Origin of the sequence: Rugamonas brunnea (assembly GCF_014042345.1) — a bacterium.
Taxonomy (GTDB): domain Bacteria; phylum Pseudomonadota; class Gammaproteobacteria; order Burkholderiales; family Burkholderiaceae_D; genus Rugamonas; species Rugamonas brunnea.
In genome coordinates this window covers 63080-80005 of sequence record NZ_JACEZT010000003.1, presented here as the reverse complement: position 1 = coordinate 80005, position 16926 = coordinate 63080, and the positions used below count along the sequence as shown (strand labels likewise).

The window sequence follows — 16926 nt, the reverse complement described above, 5'->3', positions numbered from 1 at the left end:
TCTGCTGAGCACCCTGACCATGAGCCTTTTGTTGAACGCTACCGCCTCCGCTGGCGCCGCCGAGCCGGCCACTGCCGCCCTGCGCTCCGGCATCGACGTGCAATACATCGACAGCGCCGTCCGGCCCCAGGATGACTTTTTCCGCTACCTCAACGGCAAGTGGCTGCAGAACACGGAAATCCCCGCCGACAAGGCCAGCTGGGGCTCCTTCATCCAGCTGCGCGAAGCGACGCTGCCGCAGTTGCGCGGCCTGATCGAAGCGGCCCAGCAGGACAAGGCGGGCCGCAAGCCCGGTTCCGAAGCCCAGAAGATCGCCGACCTGTACGCCAGCTACATGGATGAACAGAAGCTGGACGCACTGGGCATCAAGCCGCTGGCCGGCGAACTGAACCGCATTCGCAGCATCAAGGACAAGAAGGCGCTGCCGGCCCTGATCGCGCACCTGGACGCGATCGGCGTGGCCACGCCCTACGGCATCTACGTGAGCCAGGATGCGCGCGAATCGACCAAGTATGCCGTCAGCGTTGCGCAAAGCGGCCTGGGCCTGCCGGACCGCGACTACTACCTGAAAAAGGACGACGCCAAGCTGGCCGCCGTGCTGGCCCAGTACGAAACCCATGTGGCCAAAACGCTGGCGCTGGCCGGCGTGAAGGACAGCGCCGCCGCCGCCCACGCCATCGTGGCGCTGGAAACGGCACTGGCCAAGGTGCAATGGACCAAGGTCGAGAACCGCGACCCCGTCAAGCGCTACAACAAGGTGCAGATCGACAAGCTGGCCGAACTGGCGCCCGCCTACGACTGGAAGCACGCGCTGGCCGAGGCCGGCGTGGCCAGCAAGGTCGATTATGTGATCGTCAACCAGCCCAGCTACCTGAGCGGTTTCAACACGGTGCTGGAGCAGACCGACCTGGCCACGTGGAAATCGTATTTCGAATGGCAACTGCTGCGCAGCCAGTCGCCGTATCTGTCCAAGCCCTTCGCCGATGCCAGCTTCGCCTTCTATGGCACCGTGCTGACGGGCGTGACGGAACAGCCGCCGCGCTGGAAGCGGGGCGTGGGCGCCGTCGAAGGCGCGCTGGGCGAAGCGCTGGGCAAGCTGTACGTGGCCCAGTATTTCCCGCCCGAGCGCAAGGCGCGCATGGAACAGCTGGTGGCCAACCTGCTGGCCTCGTACAAATCGAGCATCGACACGCTGGAGTGGATGAGTCCGGCCACCAAGGAGCAGGCCCAGGCCAAGCTGGCCAAGTTCACGCCCAAGATCGGCTATACCGCCAAGTGGCGCGACTACAGCGCGCTGGCCATCGTGCCCTCTGATTTGTCGGGCAACATGATGCGCGCCGCGGCCTTCGCCTCGCAGCGCATGATCAACAAGCTGGGCAAGCCGATCGACCGCGCCGAGTGGGGCATGACGCCGCAGACCATCAATGCCTACTACAGCCCGACCATGAACGAGATCGTGTTCCCGGCCGCCATTTTGCAGCCGCCGTTCTTCGATGCTGGCGCCGACGATGCCGTCAACTATGGCGCCATCGGCGCCGTGATCGGCCACGAGATCAGCCATGGCTTCGACGACAAGGGCAGCCAGTCCGACGGTGACGGCAACCTGCGCGACTGGTGGACCAAGGAAGACCGCGCCAACTTCAAGGCCCGCACCGATGTGCTGGTGCAGCAGTACGCCAGCTACAGCCCGCTGCCCGGCTACAACGTGAACGGCGCGCTCACGCTGGGCGAGAACATCGCCGACAATTCCGGCCTGGCCATCGCCTACAAGGCCTACAAGCTGTCGCTGAACGGCCAGCCGGCGCCCGTGATCGACGGCCTGACGGGCGACCAACGCTTCTTCATGGGCTTCGCCCAGGTATGGCGCAGCAAGATGCGCGAGCCGCAGCAGATCGTGCAGATCAAGACCGACCCGCACTCGCCGGGCCAGTTCCGCGCCAACGGCACCATGGTCAACCAGCCCGGTTTCTATGAAGCGTTCGGTGTGAAACCGGGTGACAAGATGTACCTGGCGCCCGAGCAGCGCGTGATCATCTGGTAATGCGCATCTGGTAATGCGCATCTGGTAACGCGTACCTGGTAAAGCACGATGTCGTAGCAAAAAGACCATGCCCGAGCGATCCGGCGTGGTCTTTTTGTTACTAATGTCTCGATGACATGATACAGTCCCGTCATGCTACCCATAAAAATTGAAATATGACCTTTACCTGGGGGAGAGAGACCTTGAAAATTCATGTCATCAGCGCCGGCGCGCTGGCCGTCATGGCAGCAATGGCCGGCTCTGGCCTGCCTTGCGCGCAAGCGGAAGAGGGCGCCACCGCCGCGCGGCAGGGAACGGCCGCCCTGCGCGCCTCCGGCATCGCCGTCGCCAATATGGACCCGTCGGTGCGGGCCCAGGACGACTTTTTCACCAACCTGAACGGCAAATGGCTGGCCAGCACGGCCATCCCGGCCGACAAGGCCAGCTGGGGCGCATTCGAAAAACTCGATGACGACACCAAGCCGCAACTGCGCGCCATCATCGAAGCGGCCGCCGCCGACCCCAACCGGGCGCCCGGCTCGGACGCCCAGCGCATCGGCGACTTCTACGCCAGTTATATGGACGAGGCCAGACTGGAGCAACTGGGCCTGGCCCCGCTACAAGCCGAGCTGGACCGCGTAACCGCCCTGCGTGGCAAGCAGGACATCGCCGCCCTGATCGCCCATTTCAACCGCCTGGGCTTCACGGCGCCGTATGCCTATGGCGTCCACCAGGACAACAAGGATTCGACCAAGTACGTGGCCGACCTGTACCAGGACGGCCTGGGCTTGCCCGACCGCGACTATTACCTGAAGCCGCACGACGCCAAGCTCGCCGCCACGCTGGCCAAATACCAGCAGCACGTGGCGCGCATGCTGGCGCTGGCCGGCCATGCGCAAGCCGTCGACGAGGCGCGCGCCATCGTGGCGCTGGAAACGGCGATGGCGAAGATCCAGTGGACCAAGGTCGAGCTGCGCGATCCCGTCAAGGCCTACAACAAGGTGGCGCTGGACCAGTTGCCCAAGCTGCTGCCCGGCTATGACTGGGCCGGTTACTTGCAGCAGACCGGCCTGGCCGGCAAGGTCGATTACGTGATCGTCAGCCAGCCCAGCTATCTGAAGGGCATGGCCCGCCTGCTGGAGCAGACGCCGCTGGCCACGTGGCAAGCCTATTTCCAGTGGCAGGTGATCCACGCCAACGCGCCCTACCTGTCGCAAGGGTTCGCCACCGAGAACTTCGCCTTCTACGGCAAGGTGCTGAGCGACGTGCCCGAGCAGCAGCCGCGTTGGAAGCGGGCCGTGAACGCCACCGACAACGCGCTCGGCGAGAGCTTGGGCAAGCTGTACGTGGAACAGCACTTCCCGCCCGAGCGCAAGGCGCGCATGGAGCAGTTGGTGGCCAACCTGCTGGCCGCCTACAAGCAAAGCATCGCCACCCTGGACTGGATGAGTCCGGCCACCAAGCAACAGGCGCAGGCGAAGCTGGCCAAGTTCACCACCAAGATCGGCTATCCCAACAAATGGCGCGATTATTCCAGCCTGGTGGTGCAGCGTGACGACCTGGTGGGCAACGTGCTGCGCGCCAACGCGTTCGCCTATGAGCGCCAGCTGGCCAAGCTGGGCCAGCCCATCGACCGCGAGGAATGGGGCATGACGCCGCAGACCGTGAACGCGTACTACAATCCGGAGATGAACGAGATCGTGTTCCCGGCCGCCATCCTGCAACCGCCGTTCTTCGACGCGGACGCCGACGACGCCGTCAACTATGGCGCCATCGGCGCCGTGATCGGCCACGAGATCAGCCACGGTTTCGACGACCAGGGCGCCCAGTACGACGGCGACGGCAACCTGCGCGATTGGTGGACGGCGGCCGACCACAAGCAGTTCGCGGCCAAGAGCAAGATGCTGGTCCAGCAATACAGCGCGTTCAGTCCGGTCAAGGGCTACCACGTGAACGGCGCGCTGACGCTGGGCGAGAACATCGCCGACAATTCCGGCATCGCCATCGCCTACAAGGCTTACCAGATCGCGCTGAACGGCCAGCCGGCGCCGGTGATCGATGGCCTCACGGGCGACCAGCGTTTCTACATGGGCTTCGGCCAGGTATGGCGCAGCAAGATCCGCGACGCCCAGCAGATTGTTTACCTGAAGAGCGACCCGCACGCGCCGGATCGCTTCCGCGCCAACGGCACGGTGCGCAACCAGGCGCCGTTCTACGCGGCGTTCGGGGTCAAGCCCGGCGACAAGATGTATTTGCCGCCCAAGCAGCGCGTGAGCATGTGGTAAGCAGGGCGATTTTCATTCGCTCCCGGTCATGGGCTTGTGATAAAGTCAATGATGGGCCAAAAGTCCAGGGGCGATCTTTTTCGTTACAAACAATGAGGATATTTCCGTGAAACGTTATCTGTTGAGTGCATTAACCCTGAGCCTGATCGCAGGCTACGCCGGCGCCGCCGAACCTGCCAACACGGCCAAGACCATGACCGCCGCCTCCACCAAGGCCGCCGGCGCCAAGCTGACCTCGGGCATCGCCACCGAATACATCGAATCGTCCGTGCGCGCGCAGGATGACTTCTTCACCCACCTGAACGGCAAATGGCTGGCCACCACGGAAATCCCGGCCGACAAGTCGAGCTGGGGCACGTTCGCCAAGCTGCGCGACGACATCCAGCCGCAACTGCGCGCCATCATCGAGAACGCCGCCAACGCCAAGAACAAGGTGGCCGGTTCCGACGCGCAGCGCATCGGCGACTTCTACGCCAGCTTCATGGACGAAGCGAAGATCGAACAACTGGGCCTGACCCCGCTGAACGCCGAGCTGGCCAAAGTGGCCGCCCTGAGCGACAAGCAGCAGATCCCGGCCCTGATCGCCCACTTCAACCAGGTTGGCTTCGGCGCGCCGCTGAACTTCGGCATCCACCAGGACAACAAGGATTCGACCAAGTACGTGGCCGACATCCAGCAATCGGGCCTGGGCCTGCCGGACCGCGACTACTACCTGAAGCTGGACGACGCCAAGATGGCCGACACGCTGGCCAAGTATGAACTGCACGTGGCCAAGATGCTGACGCTGGCCGGCGACGCCAACGCGGCCGCCGATGCCAAGGCCATCGTCGCGCTGGAAACGGCGCTGGCCAAGGTGCAATGGACCAAGGTCGAACTGCGCGACCCGGTCAAGGGCTACAACAAGGTCGAGCTGGCCAAGCTGAGCGGCCTGGCCTCGGGCTTTGACTGGACCACCTGGCTCAATGAAACCGGCATCGCCGGCAAGACCGGCTACGTGATCGTGGGCCAGCCCACCTACGTGCAAGGCTTCAACGACGTGCTGGCCGCCACCCCGCTGGAAACCTGGAAAGCCTACTTCCAGTGGCAGGTGATCCACGCCAACGCGCCTTACCTGAGCAAGGCCTACGTGGACGAGAACTTCGCCTTCTACGGCACCGTGCTGAGCGGCGTGACGGAAATGCGTCCGCGCTGGAAGCGTGGCGTGAGCGTGACCGAAGGTGCGCTGGGCGAGTCCGTGGGCAAGTTGTACGTGGAGCAGTACTTCCCGGCCGAGCGCAAGGCGCGCATGGAACAGCTGGTCAAGAACCTGCTGGCCACCTACAAGACCAGCATCGAGACGCTGGACTGGATGAGCCCGACCACCAAGAAGCAGGCGCAAGCGAAGCTGGCCAAGTTCACCACCAAGATCGGCTACCCGAACAAATGGCGCGACTACTCGAAGCTGACCGTGTCGGCCGACGACCTGGTGGGCAACGTGCTGCGCTCCAATAAGTTCGACTACGACAAGGAACTGAACAAGCTGGGCAAGCCGATCGACCGCGACGAGTGGGGCATGACGCCGCAGACCGTGAACGCCTACTACAACCCGGAAATGAACGAGATCGTGTTCCCGGCCTCGATCCTGCAGCCACCGTTCTTTGACGCCAACGCGGACGACGCCGTCAACTACGGCGCCATCGGCGGCGTGATCGGCCACGAGATCAGCCACGGCTTCGACGACCAGGGCGCCCAATACGACGGCGACGGCAACCTGCGCGACTGGTGGACCCCGGCCGACCACAAGAACTTCGCGGCCAAGACCAAGATGCTGGTCGACCAGTACAACCAGTTCAGCCCGCTGCCTGGCTACCATGTGAACGGCGAACTGACGCTGGGCGAGAACATCGCCGACAACTCGGGCGTGGCGATCGCGTACAAGGCCTACAAGCTGTCGCTGCACGGCAAGCCAGCGCCGGTGATCGACGGCCTGACGGGCGACCAGCGCTTCTTCATGGGCTTCGCGCAAGTGTGGCGCATGAAGATGCGCGAACCGCAACAGATCGTCCAGATCAAGACCGACCCGCACTCGCCGGGCCAGTTCCGCGCCAACGGCACCATGCGCAACCAGCCCGGCTTCTACAGCGCGTTCGGCGTGAAGAAGGGCGACAAGATGTACCTGGAGCCAAAAGACCGCGTGATCATGTGGTAATCGCCTGCTGAGGCAACACGAAGGGCCGCCTGCGGGCGGCCCTTTTTTATAACGATGTTGGAGTCTGACCCTTGGGTCTGACCCTGGTTTTGACCTGCGCACATTGCAAAAAAAAACCGCTCGTCTGACGGAGCGGTTTTAATGATGGCGCCGGATTGTCCGGCGCCGCGAGCGGAGCGCTTACTGCGCCGAGGCGGCGGAGGCAGCCGAAGCGCCTTCCGCAGCGGCGGCGGGAGCGGCAGGCTCCTTGAACTTGGCGCCGCCGGCGTTGGCCATGTGCACCACGGCGCGCGCCACTTCCACGTCGTCCAGGTCGGGGTTGCCGCCCTTGGCCGGCATGGCGCGGATACCTTCGATGGCGTGCTTGAGCAGCGTGTCGTAGCCTTGGGCGATGCGTGGGCCCCAGGCGCCGGCGTCGCCGAACTTGGGCGAACCGGCCGCGCCGGAACCGTGGCAAGCCGCGCAAACAGCGGTGTAGACGGCTTCGCCGCTTTGCAGCTGCTTGGGACCGCTGGCATCTTTCAGGGTGAAGCCGTCATCGGCGACGGGACGCAAACGGGCGGCGACGGATTCAGCCGACTGGCTGTCGGAACCACGACCGGTCAGCTTGTCGGTGGTCACATACTGCACCAGCAGGATGATGCCAAAGATGACCACAGCGAAGAAGCCGATCACGGCGACAATCAGTTGTTTAGGGGTCTTGATGGCGGATTCGTGTTCGTTGTGTGCGTCGCTCATGATGTCCTTTTTAGTTTCGAAGCAGGTGGGCCATGCGAAGAATTGTCTTTGCGTCTTGCCGTACAAACCCTCGCCAAACGGGCGATTATAGACTCAAAAACTGCCCCTTGGAACGGAAATGCCGGCTAAAACGACACTTTCCATGGACGGATTTGACGAAAGACGGTATCCTTCGTGTCGATTCAATCTTCCCCCAAGCGGCTGTAGCTCAGTGGATAGAGTATTGGCCTCCGAAGCCAAGGGTCGTGGGTTCGATCCCCGCCAGCCGCACCATTTTCCCCTCTCAACTCAAGTACTTGGCGAAAATTGATTTCGCGCGCTTTCTGTCGCCTGCGCATATCCGCACTGGCTGGAGAGCGTCGCCGCACGCGGCAGGCTTGCTTACTTCACGCGTTCGGCCTGGGTGTGCGCCCCCGGCCAGTGCGCTTTGATCACGCCCGCCAGGATGTCGAAGGCGGGGCGGATCTGCTCGTCGGGCACGCAACCGTAGCCCAGCATCAGGCCGCGCCGCGCGCTCGCCGCGTCGCTGTAGTACTTCGACAGCGGCCGCACGATGATGCCCTGTTGCCTGGCCGCTTCGCAGATCGCGATGTCGTCGCATGCATCGGGCAAACCGAGCGCCAGGTGCAAGCCGGCCTCGCCGCCGGTGATGATGATGCGGTCGTCGAAATGGAAGGTGATGGCTTCGTGCAGCAGCCGCAGGCGCTCCGCGTACACCACCCGCATGCGCCGGATGTGCGAGGCGAAGTGGCCCTCGGTCATGAAGTCGGTCAGGATCGCCTGGGTGTAGCTGTGTCCGCAGCGGTACAGCTCCGACAGGCCGGTGGAAAACGATTCGGCCAGCACCGGCGGCACCACCATGTAACCGACCCGCAGGCCCGGGAACAGGGTCTTGCTGAACGTCCCCAGGTATAACACCCGCTCATGCACGTCGAGTCCCTGCAGCGAGGCGATCGGCCGGCTGCCGTAACGGAACTCGCTGTCGTAGTCGTCCTCGACGATCCAGCTGTTGTTGGCGGCCGCGTATTCCAGCAGGGCGCGCCGGCGGGACAGGCTCATCACCATCCCCAGCGGATACTGGTGCGAGGGCGTGACGACGATGATGCGCGGCGGATGCCGCAAGTCCTCGGGACGCAGTTGCAAGCCTTCGCCGTCCACCGGAATCGCGACCGTCCGCACGCCGACCGAGCGCAGCACGCTGCGCGTGCCCCAATAGCAGGGGTCCTCGACCCATGCATGGTCGCCGTGATCGCTCAACATGCGCGCCACCAGGTCCAGCGACTGGTGGATGCCGGTGGTGATCAGGATCTGGCTGGCGTCGCAGTTCACCGAGCGCGCCACGCGCAGATAGTCGGCGATCGCTTCGCGCAGCGGCAGGTAGCCTTCGCCGCCGGAATAGGTCAGCAGCTCGGAACGCGAACGGCGCCAGTATTTGTTTTGCAGCCGGCCCCATATCTTGTTGGGAAATTGCGTCACGTCCGGCACGCCCGGCATGAAGGCGCCCCACTGCGTCTTGCTGACGCCTGCCAGCTCAACCAGTTGCTGCCCCCGCGTCGACAGGGACAGCTCGCCCCCTTGCAGCGGCCCCGCCGGGGCCGCGGCCGCGGCCGCGGTGACGATCTGGTCCGGCTCGGTGTTGGCGATGAAGGTGCCGGCGCCGACGCGCGACTCCAGGAATCCTTCGGCCAGCAATTGGTCGTAGGCGTAGGTCACCGTGTTGCGCGACATCTTCAATTCCTGGGCCAGGAAGCGCGAGGACGGCAGTTGCAGCCCGGCCGGCAGCGACTGGTCCAGGATGGCCTCCCGGATCACCTGGTAGATCTGGCGGTTCACCGCCTTGCGCGCCCCATTGGCTTCGCGGCCGCGATCGATGCGCTGCAACAGGAAATCGGACAGGGATGCGATCCGCATAGTGGCCTTGTGGGGTGGGAAAAATTTGCGTGCCATTGTAGCGCCACTTGCGCGGCATCAGACCGCCAACCAGTAGTCAATTGTTGTTAAAAAACGTCAAGAGGTCGTATCTGGCGCCAGTGTGCGCCGTTGTGGCACGGCGCGCGTTGGCGATCGCCGCGCCTGCTTTTTGCGGCCTCGCGCGGGCCCGGTGGTTGCGGTGCAGCATAGGCCGCCGGGGATAGTGGTGCCATGCGTGGCGCCAGGAGTGGCTCCATGAGAAAAACGAAAGTGGCTCTACGTTGATGCTCCAGTTCAACAATAAGATGCGCTGTCCTCGTAACACTCTGGTAACAACAATAAAGGTAAATTCATGACGAACACTCAACTACAACAGCGCAAGAACGCCGCCACCCCGCGTGGCGTGGGCGTGATGTGCCAGTTCTACGCCGAGCGCGCGCTGAACGCGGAAATCTGGGATGTGGAAAACAACCGCTACATCGATTTCGCCGCTGGTATCGCCGTGCTCAACACCGGCCACCGCCATCCCCGGCTGATCGCCGCGATCGAGCAGCAGTTGGGCAAGTTCACCCACACCTGCTACCAGGTGGTGCCGTATGCGGGTTACGTGGAACTGGCCGAGCGCCTGAACGCCATGACGCCGGGCAGCCACGCCAAGAAGACCGCGCTGTTCTCGACCGGCGCGGAAGCGGTGGAAAACGCCATCAAGGTGGCCCGCGCCGCCACCGGCCGCTCGGCCGTGATCGCCTTCGCCGGCGGTTTCCATGGCCGCACCATGATGGGCATGGCGCTGACCGGCAAAGTGGTGCCCTACAAGGTCGGCTTCGGTCCCTTCCCGGGCGAGGTCTACCACGTGCCGTATCCGGTCGAACTGCATGGCGTCACCGCCGAGGCCTCGCTGGCGGCCTTGCAGACGCTGTTCAAGGCCGACGTCGATCCCAAGCGCGTGGCCGCCATCATCCTGGAGCCGGTGCAGGGCGAGGGTGGTTTCTACGCCGCGCCGCCGGCCTTCATGCAGGCGCTGCGCAAGGTCTGCGACGAGCACGGCATCCTGCTGATCGTCGATGAAGTGCAGACCGGCTTCGCCCGTACCGGCAAGATGTTCGCCATCGAACACGCCGGCGTGGTGCCCGACCTGATGACGCTGGCCAAGAGCCTGGCCGGCGGCATGCCGCTGGCGGCCCTGGTGGGCCGTGCCGAGATCATGGACGCGCCGGCGCCGGGCGGGCTGGGCGGCACGTACGCCGGCAATCCGCTGGCCATCGCCTCCGCGCTGGCGGTACTGGACGTGTTGCACGACGAGAAACTGGTGGAGCGCGCCAGCGTGCTGGGCCAGCGGCTCAAGGATAAACTCAACCAGTTGCGCGAGGTGGTGCCCCAGATCGCCGACGTGCGCGGCCTGGGCGCGATGGTGGCGGTGGAATTCGTCCAGCCCGGCAGCGGCGCGCCGGACCCGGAATTCACCAAGCTGGTCCAGACCCGTGCATTGGCCAAGGGCTTGATCCTGCTCACTTGCGGCGTCTACGGCAACGCGATACGTTTCCTGTTCCCGCTGACGATTGAAGATGCCCTCATGGACGAGGCGCTGGCGATACTGGCCGACGCCTTGCTGGGAAAATAAGAAAAGAGTGTCATGCCGGCCTTCCTGGCCGGCATAGTCTACATCTGTGGAGATAAGATTTTGGAAAGCACAACGGCGAAGCGCCCGCCCCTGGCGGCGGTCAGGAATACCCCCCAGGCGGCCAAGCGTGAGACTCTGGTGGAGTTTCGGGGTGTCAAAAAAACCTACGACGGCGAAAACCTGGTCGTCAAACAACTGGACCTGAACATCGAACGGGGCGAGTTCCTCACCTTGCTGGGGCCTTCCGGCTCCGGCAAGACCACCTGCCTGATGATGTTGGCGGGGTTCGAGTTCCCCACCGGCGGCGAGATCCGCCTCGATAGCAAGCTGCTCAACAAGGTACCGCCGCACAAGCGCGACATTGGCATGGTGTTCCAGAACTACGCCCTGTTCCCGCACATGACGGTGGGCCAGAACGTGGCCTATCCATTGCAAGTGCGTAAGGTCGACGCCGCCACCCGTGCGGACAAGGTCAAGCGTGCGCTGGACATGGTGCAGATGGGCCAGTTCGCCGACCGCTATCCGGCCCAGTTGTCGGGCGGCCAGCAACAGCGTATCGCGCTGGCGCGGGCGCTGGTGTTCGATCCCAAGCTGGTGTTGATGGACGAGCCCTTGGGCGCGCTCGACAAGCAGTTGCGCGAACGCATGCAGATCGAGCTCAAGGACCTGCACCAGCGGCTGGGCGTGACCTTCGTCTACGTGACCCACGACCAGAGCGAGGCGCTCACCATGTCGGACCGGGTTGCCGTGTTCGAGCACGGCATCATCCAGCAGTTGGCGCCGGTCGACCAGCTGTATGAGCAGCCGGACAACCAGTTCGTGGCCGGCTTCATCGGCGACAACAACCGCTTCCATGGTGTGGTCGAGGCGCCCGACGCCGGCCTGTGCCGCCTGCGCATGCAGGATGGTTCGGCGCTGCTCGGTGTCAACGTCAACGGCCTGGGCGCCGGCCACGCGGCCGTCGGCTGCGTCCGTCCCGAACGCATCCGCCTGCTGGCGCGCGGCGCCGCCGCCGCCAACGGCGTGGCGGCCCGCATCACCAGCCTGATCTACTTTGGCGACCATGTGCGGGTCCGCTGCGTGCTGCCCAACAGCGACGAATGTTTCGTCAAGCTGACCCTGAACGATCCGGCCCTGCCCGGCTTGTCCGAGGGCACGCCGGTGGCGCTCGAGATCGAGCCTACCCATTTGCGGGTCTTCATTTAAGCGCTGTTCCGTTGTTCCAAAATCTCATCCCAACTAGAAAGACTGCTATGAACAAACTGTTTTCCCCTGTCTTGCTGAGCACTCTCCTGGCCGCTGGCGCCGCGCATGCCGATATCACGCTGGTTAATTTTGGCGGCGCCAACGGCGCGGCGCAAAAGGTGGCGTACATCGAACCGTTCCAGAAGACCGGCAAGAAAGTGGTGATGGTCGAATACAACGGCGAGCTGTCGAAGATCAAGGCCATGGTCGAGACCCACAACGTGACCTGGGACGTGGTCGAAGTGGAATCGGGCGTGATCGGCCGTGCCTGCGAAGAGGGCTTGATCGAAAAAATGGACCTGGCCAAGATCGTCAAGAAGGCCGACCTGCTGCCGGAAGCCGTCAATGAATGCGGCGTGGGCGCCTTCGTCTGGTCCACCGTGCTGGCCTACAACGCCGACAAGCTGAAGACGGCGCCTACCAGCTGGGCCGATTTCTGGAACGTCAGCAAGTTCCCCGGCAAGCGCGGCATGCGCAAGGGCGCCCGCTACAACCTGGAGTTCGCGCTGATGGCCGACGGCGTGCCGACCAAGGATGTCTACAAGGTGCTGGCGACCAAGGCCGGCGTCGACCGCGCGTTCAAGAAGCTGGACGCGCTGCGTCCGCACATCCAGTGGTGGGAGGCGGGCGCCCAGCCGGCGCAATTCCTGGTGGCCGGCGACGTGGTCATGTCGACCGCCTACAACGGCCGCATCGACGCCGCCCAGCGCGAGGGCAAGAACCTGCAGGTGAACTGGACCGGCGGCATCTATGACCTCGACTACTGGGTGATCCCGAAAGGTTCGCCGAACAAGGCCGAGGCCGAGAAATTCATCGCTTTCGCCAGCACGCCGGAAGCCCAGAAGGTCTACGCCGGCAAGATCGCCTACGGCCCGACCAACAAGAACACGCTCAAGCTGCTCGATGCCAAGACCCTGTCCGGCTTGCCGACGGCGGCGGCCAACGTCAAGGATGCGGTGCAGAACAACCTGCAATTCTGGACCGACCACGGCGAGGACCTGGAACAGCGCTTCACCGCCTGGGCCGTCAAGTAAGCCGTCTCAGTTCCGGGTGCCGCGCAGGGCGGCGGTCCGCCCCGCGCGGTCCGTGCGCGCGCCGCGGCGCCCGTTTTATCCAGCCACACTTTTGAAAACGCTCCCGCCATGACTTTTTTGGCCCCCACCGCCCCGCTTTCCATGCCGCTCGCCGAGCCCAGCAAGGCCCAGCTCAAGCGCGACCTGCACCGCGCCCAGCTGCGCAAGCGGGTCACGGCCCTGGCGCTGATCGCGCCGCTGGCGATCTTCCTGCTGATCACCTTCGTGGTGCCGATCGCCGCGCTGCTGATGCGCTCGGTGGAAAATCCCGAAGTCGCCGACACCTTGCCCCATACCGTGGCCGCGCTGTCCACCTGGGACCGGCACGGCGCGCCGCCCGACGCCGCCTACGCGGCGCTGGCGGCCGACCTGGAGGTGGCCCATGCCGCCAACACCGGCGGCGCCCTGGCGCGCCGCATGAACGTCGACCTGCCGGGCGCCCGCTCGGTGGTGCTCAAGACCATGCGCGCCACGCCGCTGGTGGACGCCGACGGCAAGCCCTTGTCGGGCGCCGCCATCAAGCCGGCCCTGATCGCGCTCGATGAACAGTGGGGCCAGCCGGAATTCTGGCAAGTCATCGCCAGCAACGGCGCGCGCTACTCGCCGTATTACCTGCTGGCCTCGCTCGACCTGAAACAGGATGCGTTCGGCAACGTCCACCAGGCCGACGCCGAGCAATCGGTGTATATCCAGATCTTCGGCCGCACCTTCTGGATCAGCCTGGTCGTCACGGCCGCCGCGCTGGCGATCGCCTATCCGCTGGCCTACTGGCTGTCGACCATGCCGGAACGGCGCGCCAACTTGTTCATGATCCTGGTGCTGATCCCGTTCTGGACCTCGATCCTGGTGCGCATCGCGGCCTGGATCGTGCTGCTGCAGTCCGAAGGCCTGGTCAACCAGGCGCTGATGGCGCTGGGCCTGACCAAGGCGCCGCTGGAACTGCTGTTCAACCGCGTCGGCGTGTATGTCTCGATGACCCACATCCTGCTGCCGTTCATGATCCTGCCGCTGTACAGCGTGATGAAGTCGATACCGCCGACCTATGTGCGGGCCGCCGTGTCGCTGGGCAGCCATCCGTTCGCCGCGTTCTGGCGCGTGTATGTGCCGCAGACCTATCCCGGCATCGGCGCCGGCGCGCTGCTGGTGTTCATCCTGGCGTTGGGCTACTACATCACGCCAGCCCTGCTGGGCGGGCCGAACGAACAGATGGTCAGCTACTACGTGGCGTATTTCACCAACGTGACCATCAACTGGGGCATGGCCTGCGCCCTGGGCGCGCTGCTGTTCGGCGCCACCCTGGTGCTGTACAGCGTGTACCGCCGTTTCGCCAAACTCGAAGTCAGCCTGTAAGGGACCACCATGAAGACCAATCTGCCATATTTCCCACCCTATCTGTCGCTGGCTGAACGGGCCTGGTTTTTCCTGCTGCGCGGCTTCAACGGGCTGGTGCTGGTATTCCTGATGGTGCCGGTGCTGGTGATCATCCCGCTGTCGTTCTCCGACAGCACCTTCCTGGCCTACCCGATGCCGGGGCTGTCGCTGCGCTGGTACCAGAACCTGGTCGAATCGGACGAATGGATGCGCGCCGCGCGCAACAGCTTCATCGTCGCGCCGCTGGCGACGCTGGTGGCGACCGTGCTCGGCACCCTGGCGGCCGTGGGCCTGAACAAGGCCAGCTTCCCGGGCAAGGGCTTGCTGATGGCGATCCTGATCGCGCCCATGGTGGTGCCGGTGGTGGTGGTCGGGGTCGGTGTCTACCTGCTGTTCGCCCAGGTCGGCCTGACCGATACCTATCTGGGCCTGATCATGGTCCACGCCGCGCTGGGCGCGCCGTTCGTGGTCACCACCGTGTCCGCCACCCTGCAGGGCTTTAACCACAACCTGGTGCGTGCCAGCCTGAGCATGGGCGCCTCGCCGCTGATGACCTTCTTCCGGGTCACGCTGCCGGTGATCGCTCCCGGCCTGATCTCGGGCGCGCTGTTCGCCTTCGCCACCTCGTTCGACGAAGTGGTGATCACCAAGTTCCTGGCCGGCCCCAACCAGGTGACCTTGCCGTACCAGATGTTCACCGGCATCCGCGAGAACATCAGTCCTACCATCGCGGCGCTGGCGACCATCCTGATCGTGTTTTCCACCGGCTTGCTGCTGGTGCTGGAGTGGCTACGCGGCCGCAACAAGGCCGCCGCCAAATTCTAGCGGCCAGCGGCCACCCCGACAGGACGTAAGCCGGCCATGCCGGCGGCACACAACGCGCGGCACCCGGCGCGCGTTGCGGTCCCGCTCGTCCCGTCGCCACCCGCCGCCACGCCGCTAGCCTGAATTTTTCCTTGGAGATTAACCATGCTGCAATTGACAGACTCGACTCTGTTGCGTCAACACGCCTATCTGGACGGCGTATGGTGCGCCGCCGACAACGGCGACACCCTGGACGTGACCAATCCCGCCACCGGCGAACTGCTGGGCACCGTGCCGAAAATGGGCGCGGCGGAAACGGCGCGCGCCATCGCCGCCGCCAACCGGGCCTTCCCCGCCTGGCGCGCCAAGACCGGCAAGGAGCGCGCCGCCATCCTGCGCAAGTGGTATGAGCTGATGCTGGCCAACGCCGACGACCTGGCGCGCATCATGACCGCCGAGCAGGGCAAGCCGCTGGCCGAGGCCAAGGGCGAGGTCGGCTACGCGGCCTCGTTCATCGAATGGTTCGCCGAGGAGGCCAAGCGGGTCAGCGGCGACACGCTGCCGTCACCGTGGGCCGACAAGCGCCTGATCGTGACCAAGGAGCCGATCGGCGTGTGCGCCGCCATCACGCCGTGGAACTTCCCGGCCGCCATGATCACCCGCAAGGTGGGGCCGGCGCTGGCCGCCGGCTGCCCGATGATCGTCAAGCCGGCCGAGGCGACGCCGTATTCGGCGCTGGCACTGGCGGTGCTGGCCGAGCGGGCCGGCGTGCCGGCCGGCGTGTTCGGCGTGGTGACCGGCGACGCGCGCGCCATCGGCGCCGAAATGACCGGCAACCCGGTAGTGCGCAAGCTGTCCTTCACGGGCTCGACGCAAGTGGGGCGCACGCTGATGGCGCAGTCGGCGTCCACCATCAAGAAGCTGTCGCTGGAACTGGGCGGCAACGCGCCCTTCATCGTGTTCGACGACGCCGACCTGGACGCGGCCGTGGAAGGCGCGCTGATCTCCAAATTCCGCAACGCCGGCCAGACCTGCGTGTGCGCCAACCGCATCTATGTGCAGGACGGCGTCTACGAGGCCTTCGCCGCCAAGCTGGTGGCGGCGGTGGCCGCGCTCAAGGTGGGCGATGGCCGCGAGGCCGGCGTCACCCAGGGCCCGCTGATCGACGACAAGGCGGTGCGCAAGGTCGAACAGCACGTCGAGGACGCGCTGGCCAAGGGCGGCCGCGTGCTGCTGGGCGGGCGCCGCCACGCGCTCGGCCACAGCTTCTTCGAGCCCACCGTGATCGCCGACGTGCACGCCGGCATGCAGGTGGCGAGCGAGGAGACCTTCGGCCCGCTGGCGCCGCTGTTCCGCTTCCGCGACGAGGCCGAGGTGCTGGCGCAGGCGAACGACACCGAGTTCGGCCTGGCCGCCTATTTCTACGCCCGCGATATCGGCCGGGTGTGGCGCGTGGCCGAGGGGCTGGAGTCCGGCATGGTCGGCATCAACACCGGCCTGATCTCCAACGAGATCGCGCCGTTCGGCGGGGTCAAGCAGTCCGGCCTGGGCCGCGAAGGTTCCAAATACGGCATGGATGACTACCTGGTCATCAAGTACATGTGCCTGGGCGGCATTCAAGCCCAGCCACCCGTGTAGCAGCAAGCAGCACAGCAGGTGTCTCACTTTCC

At 64.9% G+C, this 16926-nt stretch carries 11 protein-coding genes and 1 tRNA gene; 10 read left to right on the top strand and 2 right to left on the bottom strand.

Going from position 1 to position 16926, the window contains the following annotated elements:
• Positions 1–19 precede the first annotated feature (19 nt).
• The 3 genes from H3H37_RS06045 to H3H37_RS06035 all read left to right on the top strand — a co-directional run bounded on the left by H3H37_RS06045 (position 20) and on the right by H3H37_RS06035 (position 6493).
• Complete coding sequence (locus H3H37_RS06045) at positions 20–2041, top strand: M13 family metallopeptidase (RefSeq protein WP_182160996.1); 2022 nt, start codon at positions 20–22, stop codon at positions 2039–2041.
• A gap of 182 nt (positions 2042–2223) precedes the next feature.
• Positions 2224–4305: a M13 family metallopeptidase gene (locus tag H3H37_RS06040; RefSeq protein WP_311197408.1), complete on the top strand. Its 2082-nt coding sequence runs from the start codon at positions 2224–2226 to the stop codon at positions 4303–4305.
• 106 nt (positions 4306–4411) lie between these two features.
• Entirely contained in the window at positions 4412–6493 is a 2082-nt protein-coding gene (locus H3H37_RS06035) for a M13 family metallopeptidase (protein WP_311197407.1), read from the top strand.
• 180 nt (positions 6494–6673) lie between these two features.
• Here H3H37_RS06035 and H3H37_RS06030 read toward each other — a convergent pair whose 3' ends face one another.
• Positions 6674–7231 (bottom strand): c-type cytochrome, encoded by a 558-nt coding sequence (locus tag H3H37_RS06030; protein ID WP_182160754.1) that lies wholly within the window; start codon positions 7229–7231, stop codon positions 6674–6676.
• Positions 7232–7428: 197 nt separating this feature from the next.
• Here H3H37_RS06030 and H3H37_RS06025 point away from each other — a divergent pair.
• Positions 7429–7504, top strand: a tRNA-Arg gene (locus H3H37_RS06025).
• A gap of 108 nt (positions 7505–7612) precedes the next feature.
• Here H3H37_RS06025 and pdxR read toward each other — a convergent pair.
• Positions 7613–9142, bottom strand: a complete 1530-nt coding sequence (pdxR, locus tag H3H37_RS06020; RefSeq protein WP_182160753.1) for a MocR-like pyridoxine biosynthesis transcription factor PdxR — start codon at positions 9140–9142, stop codon at positions 7613–7615.
• Positions 9143–9494: 352 nt separating this feature from the next.
• Here pdxR and H3H37_RS06015 point away from each other — a divergent pair, with 352 nt between their 5' ends.
• The 6 genes from H3H37_RS06015 to gabD all read left to right on the top strand — a co-directional run bounded on the left by H3H37_RS06015 (position 9495) and on the right by gabD (position 16894).
• Positions 9495–10763, top strand: coding sequence for a 4-aminobutyrate--2-oxoglutarate transaminase (locus H3H37_RS06015; protein ID WP_182160752.1), 1269 nt, complete (start codon positions 9495–9497; stop codon positions 10761–10763).
• Between the two features lie 138 nt (positions 10764–10901).
• On the top strand, positions 10902–11969 hold the full coding sequence (locus H3H37_RS06010; protein ID WP_375539985.1) for an ABC transporter ATP-binding protein: 1068 nt from the start codon (positions 10902–10904) through the stop codon (positions 11967–11969).
• Between the two features lie 47 nt (positions 11970–12016).
• Positions 12017–13042, top strand: a complete 1026-nt coding sequence (locus H3H37_RS06005; protein ID WP_182160750.1) for an ABC transporter substrate-binding protein — start codon at positions 12017–12019, stop codon at positions 13040–13042.
• Positions 13043–13150: 108 nt separating this feature from the next.
• Complete coding sequence (locus H3H37_RS06000; RefSeq protein WP_182160749.1) at positions 13151–14431, top strand: ABC transporter permease; 1281 nt, start codon at positions 13151–13153, stop codon at positions 14429–14431.
• A gap of 9 nt (positions 14432–14440) precedes the next feature.
• Positions 14441–15277, top strand: a complete 837-nt coding sequence (locus H3H37_RS05995; RefSeq protein WP_182160748.1) for an ABC transporter permease — start codon at positions 14441–14443, stop codon at positions 15275–15277.
• Positions 15278–15421: 144 nt separating this feature from the next.
• A complete protein-coding gene (gabD, locus tag H3H37_RS05990; RefSeq protein ID WP_182160747.1) occupies positions 15422–16894 on the top strand; it encodes an NADP-dependent succinate-semialdehyde dehydrogenase in 1473 nt (490 codons plus the stop codon).
• Positions 16895–16926 lie beyond the last annotated feature (32 nt).

Excerpts from the sequence above, each read along its gene's own strand:
- H3H37_RS06000 (WP_182160749.1), top strand. The coding sequence starts at position 13,151 with ATGACTTTTTTGGCCCCCACCGCCCCGCTTTCCATGCCGCTCGCCGAG.
- H3H37_RS06015 (WP_182160752.1), top strand. The coding sequence starts at position 9,495 with ATGACGAACACTCAACTACAACAGCGCAAGAACGCCGCCACCCCGCGT.
- H3H37_RS06045 (WP_182160996.1), top strand. The coding sequence starts at position 20 with ATGAGCCTTTTGTTGAACGCTACCGCCTCCGCTGGCGCCGCCGAGCCG.
- H3H37_RS05995 (WP_182160748.1), top strand. The coding sequence starts at position 14,441 with ATGAAGACCAATCTGCCATATTTCCCACCCTATCTGTCGCTGGCTGAA.
- pdxR (WP_182160753.1), bottom strand. The coding sequence starts at position 9,142 with ATGCGGATCGCATCCCTGTCCGATTTCCTGTTGCAGCGCATCGATCGC.
- H3H37_RS06030 (WP_182160754.1), bottom strand. The coding sequence starts at position 7,231 with ATGAGCGACGCACACAACGAACACGAATCCGCCATCAAGACCCCTAAA.
- gabD (WP_182160747.1), top strand. The coding sequence starts at position 15,422 with ATGCTGCAATTGACAGACTCGACTCTGTTGCGTCAACACGCCTATCTG.
- H3H37_RS06005 (WP_182160750.1), top strand. The coding sequence starts at position 12,017 with ATGAACAAACTGTTTTCCCCTGTCTTGCTGAGCACTCTCCTGGCCGCT.